The organism is Aeromonas sp. DNP9 (assembly GCF_001728955.1).
GTDB lineage: Bacteria > Pseudomonadota > Gammaproteobacteria > Enterobacterales > Aeromonadaceae > Aeromonas > Aeromonas veronii.
Genome location: NZ_LYSQ01000002.1, coordinates 1 through 12,871, shown reverse-complemented (window position 1 = coordinate 12,871; position 12,871 = coordinate 1). Strand labels below are relative to the sequence as shown.

At 58.2% G+C, this 12,871-nt stretch carries 12 protein-coding genes and 1 CRISPR repeat array; of the genes, 10 read left to right on the top strand and 2 right to left on the bottom strand.

Features of this window, described 5'->3' with window-relative positions; translation table 11 throughout:
• Positions 1-127 precede the first annotated feature (127 nt).
• Both umuC and umuD read right to left on the bottom strand, forming a co-directional pair.
• The gene (gene umuC, locus A9G06_RS01085; protein ID WP_069554004.1) at positions 128-1,387 is read right to left on the bottom strand and encodes a translesion error-prone DNA polymerase V subunit UmuC; all 1,260 of its coding nucleotides are present in this window, start codon (positions 1,385-1,387) and stop codon (positions 128-130) included.
• Positions 1,368-1,811: a translesion error-prone DNA polymerase V autoproteolytic subunit gene (gene umuD, locus A9G06_RS01080; protein ID WP_025327594.1), complete on the bottom strand. Its 444-nt coding sequence runs from the start codon at positions 1,809-1,811 to the stop codon at positions 1,368-1,370. Before umuD ends, umuC begins: the two co-directional genes overlap by 20 nt.
• A 115-nt stretch (positions 1,812-1,926) precedes the next feature.
• Between umuD and A9G06_RS01075 the strand changes: the two genes are divergently transcribed.
• From A9G06_RS01075 to cas2e, 10 genes are all read left to right on the top strand, one after another.
• Positions 1,927-2,118 carry a DUF3283 family protein gene (locus tag A9G06_RS01075; protein WP_064341176.1) on the top strand — a complete coding sequence of 64 codons (192 nt, stop codon included), beginning with the start codon at positions 1,927-1,929 and terminating at the stop codon, positions 2,116-2,118.
• Positions 2,119-2,217: 99 nt separating this feature from the next.
• Positions 2,218-3,204: a WYL domain-containing protein gene (locus A9G06_RS01070; RefSeq protein ID WP_069554003.1), complete on the top strand. Its 987-nt coding sequence runs from the start codon at positions 2,218-2,220 to the stop codon at positions 3,202-3,204.
• Positions 3,205-3,258: 54 nt separating this feature from the next.
• Positions 3,259-5,961, top strand: a complete 2,703-nt coding sequence (locus tag A9G06_RS01065; protein WP_069554002.1) for a CRISPR-associated helicase/endonuclease Cas3 — start codon at positions 3,259-3,261, stop codon at positions 5,959-5,961.
• 14 nt (positions 5,962-5,975) lie between these two features.
• Positions 5,976-7,499 (top strand): type I-E CRISPR-associated protein Cse1/CasA, encoded by a 1,524-nt coding sequence (gene casA, locus A9G06_RS01060; RefSeq protein ID WP_234898256.1) that lies wholly within the window; start codon positions 5,976-5,978, stop codon positions 7,497-7,499.
• Positions 7,496-8,011, top strand: a complete 516-nt coding sequence (gene casB, locus A9G06_RS01055) for a type I-E CRISPR-associated protein Cse2/CasB (RefSeq protein ID WP_064341172.1) — start codon at positions 7,496-7,498, stop codon at positions 8,009-8,011. The genes casA and casB overlap by 4 nt, the downstream gene beginning before the upstream one ends.
• 19 nt (positions 8,012-8,030) lie before the next feature.
• Positions 8,031-9,167: a type I-E CRISPR-associated protein Cas7/Cse4/CasC gene (cas7e, locus tag A9G06_RS01050; RefSeq protein WP_064341171.1), complete on the top strand. Its 1,137-nt coding sequence runs from the start codon at positions 8,031-8,033 to the stop codon at positions 9,165-9,167.
• A gap of 93 nt (positions 9,168-9,260) precedes the next feature.
• Positions 9,261-9,806 (top strand): type I-E CRISPR-associated protein Cas5/CasD, encoded by a 546-nt coding sequence (cas5e, locus tag A9G06_RS01045; protein ID WP_216093208.1) that lies wholly within the window; start codon positions 9,261-9,263, stop codon positions 9,804-9,806.
• Positions 9,797-10,423 (top strand): type I-E CRISPR-associated protein Cas6/Cse3/CasE, encoded by a 627-nt coding sequence (gene cas6e, locus A9G06_RS01040; protein ID WP_234784142.1) that lies wholly within the window; start codon positions 9,797-9,799, stop codon positions 10,421-10,423. Before cas5e ends, cas6e begins: the two co-directional genes overlap by 10 nt.
• Entirely contained in the window at positions 10,423-11,337 is a 915-nt protein-coding gene (gene cas1e, locus A9G06_RS01035; protein WP_069554000.1) for a type I-E CRISPR-associated endonuclease Cas1e, read from the top strand. The genes cas6e and cas1e overlap by 1 nt, the downstream gene beginning before the upstream one ends.
• Positions 11,337-11,630, top strand: coding sequence for a type I-E CRISPR-associated endoribonuclease Cas2e (gene cas2e, locus A9G06_RS01030; RefSeq protein ID WP_064341168.1), 294 nt, complete (start codon positions 11,337-11,339; stop codon positions 11,628-11,630). The genes cas1e and cas2e overlap by 1 nt, the downstream gene beginning before the upstream one ends.
• An 84-nt stretch (positions 11,631-11,714) precedes the next feature.
• Positions 11,715-12,844: a CRISPR direct-repeat array (repeat unit 29 nt; unit sequence CTGCTCCCCGCACACGTGGGGATGAACCG).
• Between the last annotated feature and the right edge of the window lie 27 nt (positions 12,845-12,871).

Below are 12,871 nucleotides of genomic sequence, written 5' to 3'. Positions count from 1 at the left end.
AAAAGGAGGGGGGGGAGGACGACCCCGCCGCCGCGCAGTTAGAAGTCGTCACCGGGCCCCGCTTACATTCGCAGCACTTTTCCAAAACGTCCTATTGCGGCCAAGTAGCGGCCTCATTGTGCCTTGGTTACCTCGCCACCGGCAGGTCCTCCCAGCGGGTGGTGTAGCAGGGGCTCAGGTGCTCTTGTCGCATCATCCACTCAGGCGACCCCGTGCCTTGGCTGGCAAAGCCTACGCGCCCCAATCCCTTGGCTTTGATCTGGTCCATCACTGCCATCAGCGCATCTGATTGAGCGGAGGACGGGGCAAACAGATCTGCCTGTTGCTGCCCCTTGGGGGTGAACTCACTCAGCATGACGCCCCCCTTCTGATAGCGGTAACCGTCGCGCCAAATCTGCGGTAGAAGCACGTTCACTTGCTGCAGCAGCAACCGGGTATCATCGCTAGGGCACACCAGCCGGACGCCAGCCTGCTCACTGTAGTAAGGCGCTCGTTCGTCAAAGGGGCTGGTTCGCACGAACAGGTGCACCCGCTGGCAACACATCCCCTCGGCCCGCAGCTTCTCGGCTGCGCGAGCCATAAAGCCTGACAACGCTTGAGCCATTTCTCCACGGTCAGTCACGCGCTCACCAAAGGAACGGCTCGAGAGGATCTGCAGCTTTGCCGCCGGTTCAACGGTCAGCTCTGCGCAAGGCAGGCCACGCAGCTCCTGTACGATCCGCTCGACCACCACGCCGTATTGGGCGCGTAACCCTTTGGCGTCGCTAGCCACCAGGTCAGCAACGGTATTGATGCCTTGTGCCACCAACTTGGCCCCCAAGCGCCGTCCTATGCCCCACACCTCGTCCACCGGGGTGATAGCCATCAGCCGGGCACGGCGCAGCTCGTCACGCAAGTCCACGACGCCGCCCGTAGCAGGCCACTTCTTGGCTGCATAGTTGGCCAGCTTGGCGAGGGTCTTGGTGGGACCGATCCCAACCCCTACCGTTAGGCCGGTCCACTGCCACACTCGCTGCCGGATCTGTTGTCCATAGGCTGTCAGGTCCCCGGCAAACGACTCCGACAGTGACAGGAATGCTTCATCGATGGAGTAGACCTCCAGCTCGGGGGCCATGGTCTCCAACGTGCTCATCACCCTGCCAGACATGTCTCCATAGAGCGCGTAGTTGGAGCTAAATGCCACACCGCCATGCGCCTCGAACTGCTCGCGGATCTTGAAGTAGGGCCCGGCCATCTTGATACCCATCGCCTTGGCTTCGGGGCTGCGCGACACTACGCATCCATCGTTGTTGGAGAGCACCACGATCGGGCGGCCACGCAGCTCAGGGCGAAACAGCCGCTCACAGCTGGCGTAGAAGTTATTTACATCAACGAGCGCTATAGCCATCACGCTGCCTCAGATTGCCAATCACATGGGTGACCACTCCGAACAACTCTAGGGAGAGGCTCATACAAGGGTCGATAGGCGCGAACGCCGGATTGGCTGGCAACAGCCGCAACCTCGGCTTGAGCTGCAAGGTCTTTACCGTGAAGCCGCCATCGAGTAGTGCAATCACCACATCACCATGGCGCGGGGTGAGGCTCTTATCGACCACCAGCAAGTCACCGGGAAAGATGCCGACCCCGGTCATGCTCTCCCCCTCGGCACGCAGATAGAAGGTTGCTGCAGGGTGCGCCACGCAGTGGGTGTTGAGGTCCAACTTCCCTTCCAGATAGTCGCTGGCTGGGCTGGGAAAGCCGCAAGAGGCGCGGTGCAAGAACAGCGGGATGGTCACCTCGGCGGGTGATGGGTCTGGGGTTAACAGCTTCATGGCAAAACACCTGTATTTATATACAGCCATTATAGCGCGCCACCTTTGAACCAGCGCAAGTCCCGCATGCCAGTGATGGCGTACCATGGCGCCAACAAATAACAAAGAGGTCAGTATGAGTCACAATCTGTGTGCCCTACCGAAAGAGCAGCAAGAACGGGTCGAGGTCGAGAAGGCCGCCGCATATGCGGTATGGAAGGAGCGCAACGGTCACTTGGCCAGCGCAGAAAGCGAAGCGAACCAACATCAAGGTGAACTGGGTCGCTACTTCCTCGAACAAGTAGCGAAATACAAGAAACTAAGATAACGCTCGGTCTTAAAGGTCGCGTATATGTGAGACTCGATAGGGTTTTTCCATTCCTTAAGTGGTAGCCTAGTCGTTATTAACCAATAACTTAACAGAAGAATGGAACAACTTAACCGAGCCCTTGCCTTACACCAGTTACTATTGGACTTCCGTTACCCTGTTCCACGCTCCGTCATACTCGAACGACTTGCGTGCTCAGCCAGCACTTTCAAACGGCTGCTGGAATTGCTGCGAGACCGTTATCAGGCGCCAATAATCTGGGACCCGACCGCTCGTGGTTATCGTTACGATACCGATGATGGTCGATTTACCTTGCCGGGCGTCTGGCTTACCGAATCGGAAGCCTTTGCGCTCTTGATGGCCAATCGCTTGCTGCAAGATGTGCAACCGGGTCTGCAGCAGCAGGGGTTGGCTCAGTTGCAGGCACGTATCGGAGATTTGCTGGGTCCCCAGTGGCAGAATGAAGCTGACCGCCTGCGTGTGGAAAGCATCGGGCGCCAATACGTGTCCCCAGAGCTATTCCTACCTCTGGTACAAACGCTGTTTTCCAGGCGTCAGCTCCACTTTCTCTATCACCCCACACAACATCAGTCCGAAGAGCGTCAAGTATCACCACAGCGTCTCTGCTGGTATCGGGACAACTGGTATCTGCTTGCCTGGTGTCATGGACGAGAGGCCCTGCGCCTCTTTGCCTTGAGTCGAATAGTCGAACCCAAATCGCTGGATGAAGCCGCCTGCGAATGTGGGACACCAGAGCTGGATGCACTCTTTGCAAATGGCTATGGCATCTTCGCCGGAGCTGATTTGCAACAGGCCGAACTGCGCTTTGACCCATCTGCTACCCCTTGGGTCAGAGATGTGCAGTGGCACCGGGAGCAGCTCCAGACCATAGAGCCAAGCGGTCATATTCGTCTCACTTTCCCCTATGCCGATCAACGTGAACTGGTACGCGATCTGATGCGCTTTAGTGGCGAGGTTGAGGTACTTGCGCCACTTGAACTACGTCAGAGTGTGATAGCGGCCATGGAAGCCGGATTAAAAAAACACGAGGCAGTGGCACCACTGGCTCAGCCGGTGAGCCAGTGAGAGGGGAATAATGACAGTCGAGAGTCACACTTGAGTGCCGGAGGCGACCCCGCAATGGATGGAGTAAATGAGCCTGTTCTGTTTTCAAACCTAGACCCACAGGCTGCGGTTCTCTGGGCCAAGAGTGGCGAGGATCAAGGCCATCCTTTGCTGGCTCACATGCTAGATGTCGCGGCGGTAGCAGAAGCTATCCTCGAGCTTGAACCCGCCACTACCCATCAACACCTGGCCAGTCAATTTGGTATGTCGGTTGAGGGGGCTCCTCGTTGGCTGGCGACGCTTTCTGGTTTGCATGATGTTGGCAAGGCCATCCCGGGATTCCAAGCAAAATGGGAGCAAGGGCAGGCACTTGCCAAGGCTCAAGGACTGACCTTTGCCAGTACATCGCTGCGCAGTAATCGCCATGACTGTGCCTCGACCGCCATTTTGAAGAAATGGCTACCGGTACACACAGGTGCCGAGACCCCTTGGTGCCTGAATGTGGCTGAGGCGGTTGGAGCTCATCACGGTTACCCGTTGACCACAAAGGAGGTTGGGGATGGCTTGCCGCTGCGTGAAGATAAGGCATGGCAGCAAGCCCGGCAGGCATTGCTCGATACCTACTGGAAGGTGCTGACCCCATCAGGAGTGATTACCGCTGACGAACTGGCGCTACCTGCCATCAATTGGCTGGCAGGGCTGACTTCTATTTCCGACTGGATCGGCTCTAACCCCGAGTGGTTTCCCCTCGGTATTCGTCACGACGATCTCAGGCAACACTACCTCCATGCCAAAAGACTGGCTCATAAGGCGCTGACGGCGATCGGCTTGCGTTCCTTTTCACCTTTGCTCGCAGAACCCGTCCCACTTGATAGGCAACTTGGCCAAATGTTGGCTGCCGATAAGCCTGTCATACCACGAGCCCTGCAGAGCCAGGGTATAGAGCTGTTACAAGCGAGCCAAGGGCCCGCTTTGCTGCTGGTGGAGGCCCCCATGGGGGAGGGCAAGACAGAGCTCGCCTTTATGGCGCATCTGCACTTGCAGCGTACGAATGGCCATCGCGGCTTCTATCTGGCCTTGCCAACCCAGGCCACCGGCAATGCACTGTTTGCCCGTGCTCGCCAGTTTATGGATGCTTTTGCACACGGTTCGGCGCCCGATCTGCAACTGATCCACGGTGGCGCCGCTCGTCACGAGATGATGGCAGCGCTCAAGGACGTGTGGGGTGAAGATGGCAAGCAGAGTGAGGGAGTAGAAGCCGCCCGCTGGTTCTCCCGTCGCAAGCGACCGCTGATCGCTCCCTATGGAGTGGGCACCATCGATCAGGCGCTCTTCTCTGTGCTGAATGTCAAACATCACTTCGTGCGGCTCTGGGGGCTGGCCAATCGAGTGGTGGTGCTCGATGAAGTTCATGCCTACGACACCTATACCGAAGGGCTGATTGAAGCGCTGCTGCGCTGGCTAAAAGGCCTGGGCTGCTCAGTTATCCTGATGAGTGCCACCCTGCCAACCAAGCGTCGTGATGGTTTGCTCAAGGCATGGCGGGTTGACCCTGCCGTGCTGCCAGAGCTTGCCTATCCGCGGTTGGTGCTTGCCGATGACAGGGGCCTCGACTGGGATGACCAGATAGAAAGCCGAATGATGGAGCCCGTCCGGTTGGCCGGATGCGGTACTACACCCGAGGAGTTGCTCTGCGTAGCACTTGAGGCCCTGACCCACGGCGGTTGCGGCGCCATCATCGTCAATACGGTCGAGCGGGCGCAGCAGCTCTATAGCCTGCTCAAGGCCAAGGTGCCGGAAGGTCTCACCCTGCAGATTTTTCATGCCCGTTTCCCGTCCGATGAACGGGCACAGCGAGAAGCTGCCGTGCTCTCCACCTTTGGTAAAGAGGGGAAACGCCCGGCCCGGGCCCTGTTGGTGGCAACCCAAGTTGTCGAGCAATCTTTGGACATTGATTTTGACTTTTTAATCAGCGATCTCGCCCCGGTCGATCTGCTCTTGCAGCGGGTGGGGCGCTTGCATCGCCATCAGCGCCCCCATCGCCCCGAGCCCCATCGTCAGCCGATGCTGACGGTAGCCGGACTCTTACCCGGTGAATTACCCGATTTGGCGACCACCCGTTGGCGCTTTGTCTACGATCCCTACCTGCTCGCCATGACCTGGGTGCGGCTCCTTGGCGAAACCAGCTTGCAACTGCCCCAGGATATCGATCGGCTGGTTCAGGCCGTCTATGGCGATGGGGCGTTGCCCGATTCGGTGAGTGAGGCGCTACGCCAATATATCGAGGAATACAGCTACGCCACTTATCTGGCTGCAGAGCAACTCCAGCGGCAGCTGGCCCGCAATATTGTTATCAGGGCCGATGCAGACCCGGGTACTGCCTATTCGAACAAGCCCAGAGGCTACGAAGAGGGGGAGGGCGAGGACAAAGGCTTAATTAACTGCACCCGGCTGGGCAAACCCAGCGTCACCGTGATTCCGCTCTTTGTCTCTGACAAGGGGGTGGCCTTGACGCCTGATGCTGAGCCCTTCGCGCTCGATGCACCGCTTTCAACTGAACTGGCCTGCCAACTCTGCGCCCGCCAGCTCAACCTCTCCAATCAAGCCCTGGTTAAGGCCATCAAGCAGCAACCCGACGTGCAAGCCTTTGCTCAGAGCCCGCTGCTTCGCTACAGCTACCCGCTGTTGCTCGATAGCGACGGCAGGGCGCAACTGGATGGCAGGCTGGTGGTTTGGCTCGATGGGGAGTTGGGGCTTATCTACCGGAACAGGGAATAACCAAAGGAGTGACAATGACAATGCGTTTTAATCTGCTCGACGAGCCCTGGCTGCCGGTCAGGATGCTAAGCGGAGAGGTCAGGGAGCTGGGCCTGCTAGCCCTCTTTGAGCAGGCGCCGCAGATAGTGGCCCTGGCAGAGACGGCGCCACCCTCCTTAATGGCCCAATATCGCCTGCTGCTTGCCATTACCCACAGAGCCCTGAACGCACAGACGCCTAACTGGGGTCAACGGAACCTGCGCCACTGGTTTAGCCATGGGCTGCCCACCGAGACCATCACCGCCTACTTGGAAAAGTGGCGCGATCGTTTCTGGCTGTTTCACCCCGAGCATCCCTTTATGCAGGTGGCGGCGCTGGCCACGGCGGGCGAGACCTGCGAGAAGTTCAAACCCTGGGCACAGATTGATCTGGCCTGCGTCAGCGGCAATGCGCCTGTGGTGTTTAACCACTCGGTGGACACCGCGCCTGACGCCATCTCACCGGCTCACGCCATTCGAACCCTGCTCGGTTTTTTACAGTGCACACCGGGTGGTCTGGTCAAGGTGTTTCGTGATGCCGACAAGGCTGGCCCGCTAGCTAATACGGCGGCCGCCTTGCCACTGGGTGAGTCCCTAACGCAGACCCTTATCCTGAGCCTGCATCCCGCCTCGCCTGACCATGAAGACTTGCCGAGCTGGGAGCGACCCGCGCTCACTATTACCAATCTGAAATCGCCTCCTCTACTTGCCACTGGCCCCAACGATCGCTTCACCCGCCAGACCCGCGCCGTGCTGTTTCAACGAGAGGAGGATGGTGCTATCCGCTGGTTACGCTTTGCCGCCGGGCAGGGATTGGACGAAGATCCTCACGCTCCTGATCCCATGGCTAACTTTCGGGAGGGCAGCAATGGGCTCGTGCGCCTCACCTTTAGTGAAGGGCGAGCACTCTGGCGTGATCTGCCTGCCCTGCTGCCCGATGGGGGCTCGCGCCCGGCAGCCATCATTGAAAATGCCACCCGCTTAAACGAATCGCTGGGTAAAGTGCATCTTCGTCTGTTGGTAGCAGGTCTTGCCAGCGATCAGGCCAAGTTGCTGCGTTGGCGAGTCGAGCAACTAGAGTTGCCGCAGGCTCTGCTGGATCAACCCGAGGTGACCCGCGCGGCCCGCCTGATGTTGGAGATGGCCGAGACACTGTTTGCGTCGTTTAAAGGAGCTGCAGTGCAGCTGATTGCGGATACCCTGCCAGACAGTCAGCAGAAAGATACCCGCAGCCGGGCTCGCACCCTGTTTGATGCTGGCCCCGCTACACCGCTCTTCTTTGCCCGCGCCGAGCGCGCCCTGATGGCGACCCTAGCTCTTATCGAACAAGACCCCGATGCCGCGGAGAGGCAATGGCAGCAAGTGCTGAAAGAGGCTGCTATTGCTGCTTGGGAAGCACAACTGACCTGCTTGGGAGGAGGAGCCAGCGTATGGCGTGCCAATGCCAAGGTTCAGTCTCGCTTGTGGTTTGCCATTCGGGAGCAACTGACAGCCCTTAACGAAACAGGAGAAGTTCAATGAGTGATCAGCCCTTTGTTGATTATCTGCAGCGACTCGCACAGAGCAACCGTGGGGCGTTGGCCGAACTGCGCCGCAGTCTCACCTTTGCCCCTGGCACGGCGCCGCGCGTCTTTCCCTACGTTGAGCCCTTTATCGCAGCAGACGAGCATCCTGATTCTGCCCGTCGTCAGTCGCACTACCTGGTGGCGGGGCTGTTTGCACTTCATCCAGAGCATTGCGAGGCGACCTTGGCCAAGGCGATGGGGGCTCTCTATCGCAAGCAAGAACAAAGCCCATCCATAGAGGGGCGTTTTATCGCGCTGCTTGAGTGTGATGGTGAGACCTTGGCCGAGCCGTTACGCCACTGTGTCACCTTGTTGAGATCCCATGGTATGGCCATTGATTATCAGCGGCTGCTTTGGGATCTCACCGACTGGCTTAACCCGGCCTACCCCGATCGACTCGATCAATTGCGTCGCCGGTGGGCCACTGATTTCTACCGTGTAGCTGCCCACATCGCTTCAAACGACTAAATCTTCAAGGAGAGAAACTATGACCCTGTTTGTTGAACTGCATCTGATCCAGAACTTCGCCCCTTCCAATTTGAACCGTGATGATACCGGAGCACCCAAGGATGCAATCTTTGGTGGCCAACGCCGTGCCCGGGTCAGTAGTCAGTGTTTCAAGCGCGCCATTCGTCTTTATAGCCGTGACCAGCAGCTTATCCCTACCGAGTATCGTGCTCTTCGCACCAAGAAACTGCAGGCGTTGTTGCTGGAAAGACTGGCTGATCGAGATCAGGAGGAAGCGAGCGGTAAGATTGAGGCCGCCTTGGCGGCTGCAGGGCTCAAGCTCAAGGATGATGGCAAGACCGAGTATCTGCTGTTTTTGGGCGAACGCGAGATTGCCGGTTTTGCCGCTCTGATAGAAGAACACTGGGATGCACTTATCATTCCGGCGGCGGGTGAGAAAAAGGGGAAAAAAGAGAGCAAGGCAGCCATTCCAGCTGAGTTGGCCAAGCAGGCCAAGGCGCTACTCGATGGTGGCAAGGCGGTGGATGTTGCCCTCTTTGGCCGAATGCTGGCCGACTTGCCTCAGGTGAATCAGGATGCTGCCTGTCAGGTAGCCCATGCCATAAGCACTCACAGAGTTGAGCGCGACTTTGACTACTTTACTGCTGTCGATGACGTGGGTGGCCCTGACGAAACCGGTGCAGGCATGATTGGCCAGGTCGAGTTCAACTCCGCTACCTTCTACCGCTATGCCGCGCTTGATGTGAGCAAGTTGTTGCAGAACCTGCAAGATGACAAGGAGCTGACAGCATCGGCCATTGAGTCTTTGATCCAGTCGATGGTCCGAGCCATACCGACTGGCAAACAAAACAGCTTCGCTGCCCACAACCTGCCTGAGTTTATCGGGGTTAGCCTGCGTAAAAGCCCTCTCAATCTGGCCAATGCCTTCGAGCGTCCGATCCAGCCGCGCCACGACAAGAGCCTCACCGAACAGTCTGTGGCGGCGCTTGGTGAGTACGAGAGCAAGCTGGCCCCCGTCTACGGAGATGCAACCGATCGCTGGGCCCATATCGATCTCACTGGCAAGTGGCAGCTCGAGAACAGTCAGGCCCGCAGCTCGGTAAGCGACTTGGCTGCTTGGGTACGCGATGTCGTCGAGACCCAGTGGGGAGAGTAACATGCCGACACTGCTACTGCGGCTGCAAGGGCCTATGCAATCCTGGGGGACTACTAGCCGCTCGACACCCAGCTGGAGCCTTCCAAATCGGGAGTGCTCGGGCTAATCTGCGCCGCCCTGGGGCGGGATCGAAGCGAGTCTGTCGATGATCTTGCGGCCCTTCAGATGGGGGTGAGGGTGGACAGGGAAGGGGTTGTGTTGCGCGATTATCAGACGGCCACCGGTATCGTTAACGCGGCTGGCAAGGTCGATATGAAGCGCACCGTGGTCAGCCCACGCTACTACTTGAGCGATGCCGCTTTTCTGGTTGGTTTTGAAGGGGAACGAGCTCTGCTCGATCAAATCCATCAGGCACTGAAAACGCCCCATTGGCCTCTTAGCTTGGGCCGCAAGGGGTGTTTGCCGTCACCGCCAGTGTATCTGCCTGATGGTGTGCGAGATAGCGCTTTGCTGGAAGCTCTGCGCGACTATCCCGAGTTGATCAAGGGGGCTGGTCTGCAAGTGCGTCGCTTGTTGTTGGAGGCGACAGAAGGGACGGTTCGCCTCGATCAACCGATAGCCCCTTTTGCAGATCGCCGCTTTGGCCCCCGTTTTGTGCTCACTGAGCAACTGGAGCCTGAGGAGGTGTCATGTCCCTGAATCAATTGCATCTGAGTCGATTGATCTTGAACCCAAGAAGCAAGGAGGCACGTCGTGACCTGGCCAATCCCTACGAGCTTCATCGTACCTTGGCCAGGGCTTTTGCTCCCGACGAAGAGACCGCGCCTGCACGCTTCTTGTGGCGTCTCGAGGCAACAGCCAATTGGCAACAGCCTCAACTGCTGGTGCAATCTCAAACCGAAGGGAACTGGGGGCCGTTACGCGATCTGCCTTACTACCTGCAAGGGGAAGTTCAAGAGAAGCGCTTTGCACCCGAGCAATGGCTTGAACAAGGTCGTTCCTATCGCTTTCGCCTGCAGGCTAACCCGACGGTAACCCGTGATGGCAAACGCAGAGGGCTGTGTAGCGAGGAAGAGCAGTTGGCTTGGCTTGCTCGGCAAGGAGAGCGTCACGGTTTTAGTCTTGTCCATGCACTGGTCAGTAGCTCTGTGATGCAGCATGGGCGGAAGGGAACAAGCCGTCTTAGTGTCTTGACTGCGACCTTCGAGGGTTACTTGCAGGTTGTCGAGCCTGATGTCTTGCGAGCCGCCCTGTGTGCCGGTATCGGCCCAGCCAAGTCGCTGGGTTGCGGCTTGCTTTCTTTGGGAAAAGCCTGATGCTCCCCCCTCTAAAGCCACTCCCAATCAAGGATCGCCGGGCCATGCTGTTTCTTAAATATGGCCAGCTCGATGTGATCGACGGCGCCTTTGTGCTGGTGGACAAAGAGGGGGTACGCACTCACATACCCATTGGCACTGTCGCCTGTCTGATGCTAGAGCCCGGCACTCGGGTCTCTCACGCAGCCGTCAAGCTGGCAGCAATGGCTGGTACTCTGCTGGTTTGGGTAGGGGAGGCCGGGGTGAGGCTCTATGCTGCAGGTCAACCGGGAGGTGCCCGATCCGACCGGCTACTCTTTCAGGCCAAACTTGCACTGGATGAAGAGCTGCGTCTCAAAGTAGTACGCAAGATGTTTGAGCTGCGCTTTGGCGAGCCACCTCCCAGCCGTCGTTCAGTAGATCAGTTGCGTGGGATCGAAGGGGCCAGGGTGCGTGAGACCTACAAACTGTTGGCTGCTCGATATGGGGTTAAGTGGCAGGGGAGGCGCTATGATCCTAAGGATTGGGAGAAGGGCGACCTGCCCAATCAATGTATTAGCGCCGCCACATCCTGCCTCTATGGCATCACCGAGGCGGCCATCTTGGCTGCCGGGTATGCCCCCGCCATCGGCTTTATCCATAGTGGCAAGCCGCTCTCGTTTGTCTACGACATAGCCGACATCATCAAATTTGAAACCGTGGTGCCCCAGGCGTTTGAGATCGCAGCTAGGGGCGATGCCAACCCTGATCGCGCAGTACGGTTGGCTTGTCGCGACAGTTTTAACAAACTGCGCACCTTGGAAAAGCTGATCCCGCTAATTGAAGAGGTGTTTGCTGCAGGGGGGATCACCCCGCCTGAGCCTCCCAAGGATGCTCAGCCACCCGCCATTCCCGAACCGATCGGCATGGGGGACGCCGGTCACAGGAGTCAGTGATGAGCATGTTGGTCGTCGTGACCGAAGATGTGCCCCCGCGTTTGCGTGGTCGGCTGGCTATCTGGTTGCTGGAGGTCCGTGCAGGTGTGTATGTGGGAGATGTCTCGCGCCGTGCACGAGAGATGATCTGGCAACAGTGTGAGGCATTGGTTGAGCAGGGCAATATCGTGATGGCATGGCCTGCTAACAACGACTCAGGGTTTGACTTTCAAACCTTGGGAGCAAATAGAAGGATGCCGGTGGACTTGGATGGCTGCCGGTTAGTCTCATTTCTACCCTTTGAAAATCAATAGGTTATCGTTCATTAACAATCTGGATTAGTTGGTGGCTTTTTTATGGTTTGAAAAAGCCATTTAAATCAATAACATCCATTAAGTCTGCTCCCCGCACACGTGGGGATGAACCGGTATCGCCAATCCAGCCGCGCTTATCGCCGGTCTGCTCCCCGCACACGTGGGGATGAACCGGTGATGGTCTCGCCATAGGTGCCACGGAACGCCTGCTCCCCGCACACGTGGGGATGAACCGTCTGCCTCGGTGAGGTGGCCGATCTCGTTCTTCTGCTCCCCGCACACGTGGGGATGAACCGGGATGCAGAGGCACCACCACCGCCATGGCCACTCTGCTCCCCGCACACGTGGGGATGAACCGAGGAAACATGGGATGTAGAAATAGTTACTTGACTGCTCCCCGCACACGTGGGGATGAACCGAAAATCGGGACGCCAGCCAGATGGCCGCTTTGCTGCTCCCCGCACACGTGGGGATGAACCGGAATGCCTGGTTGTAGGCCATGTTCTCGTGAACTGCTCCCCGCACACGTGGGGATGAACCGAGGCGGGGACATTTGAGGGGCAGGCTGCGATCCTGCTCCCCGCACACGTGGGGATGAACCGCGCATCACCGGCATTGATTCCAACAGGCCCGCCTGCTCCCCGCACACGTGGGGATGAACCGAGGTGTCACTCTCGGATTCAAGGGTAGGCTCACTGCTCCCCGCACACGTGGGGATGAACCGCAGACTGTTTCAGGCAGTTGGTCTAGCAGAAACTGCTCCCCGCACACGTGGGGATGAACCGTAAAGCACTTTCGCAAAATATTTTACGTGCTACTGCTCCCCGCACACGTGGGGATGAACCGTACCTTGACCGACACCAGCAGATAGGTTGCTACTGCTCCCCGCACACGTGGGGATGAACCGTATGGAGCAACCTCCACAGTACCACCTGTGAAACTGCTCCCCGCACACGTGGGGATGAACCGTACCCTCATGATGACCCTGAGTGGACACTTGACCTGCTCCCCGCACACGTGGGGATGAACCGTATTTATCGCCGTTTCTACAGCTTTTATCTGGCTGCTCCCCGCACACGTGGGGATGAACCGTTAGCTGTAGCGGCTACTGCAACACCAGTAAACTGCTCCCCGCACACGTGGGGATGAACCGCCACAAACACTGGTCAGGGCGAACCCCCCATCCTGCTCCCCGCACACGTGGGGATGAACCGCCCCCGCGCGGCATTGCGGATCTCTTC

Coding starts and splice junctions, on each gene's coding strand:
- umuC (WP_069554004.1), bottom strand. CDS start 1,387: ATGGCTATAGCGCTCGTTGATGTAAATAACTTCTACGCCAGCTGTGAG.
- umuD (WP_025327594.1), bottom strand. CDS start 1,811: ATGAAGCTGTTAACCCCAGACCCATCACCCGCCGAGGTGACCATCCCG.
- A9G06_RS01075 (WP_064341176.1), top strand. CDS start 1,927: ATGAGTCACAATCTGTGTGCCCTACCGAAAGAGCAGCAAGAACGGGTC.
- A9G06_RS01070 (WP_069554003.1), top strand. CDS start 2,218: ATGGAACAACTTAACCGAGCCCTTGCCTTACACCAGTTACTATTGGAC.
- A9G06_RS01065 (WP_069554002.1), top strand. CDS start 3,259: ATGGATGGAGTAAATGAGCCTGTTCTGTTTTCAAACCTAGACCCACAG.
- casA (WP_234898256.1), top strand. CDS start 5,976: ATGACAATGCGTTTTAATCTGCTCGACGAGCCCTGGCTGCCGGTCAGG.
- casB (WP_064341172.1), top strand. CDS start 7,496: ATGAGTGATCAGCCCTTTGTTGATTATCTGCAGCGACTCGCACAGAGC.
- cas7e (WP_064341171.1), top strand. CDS start 8,031: ATGACCCTGTTTGTTGAACTGCATCTGATCCAGAACTTCGCCCCTTCC.
- cas6e (WP_234784142.1), top strand. CDS start 9,797: ATGTCCCTGAATCAATTGCATCTGAGTCGATTGATCTTGAACCCAAGA.
- cas1e (WP_069554000.1), top strand. CDS start 10,423: ATGCTCCCCCCTCTAAAGCCACTCCCAATCAAGGATCGCCGGGCCATG.
- cas2e (WP_064341168.1), top strand. CDS start 11,337: ATGAGCATGTTGGTCGTCGTGACCGAAGATGTGCCCCCGCGTTTGCGT.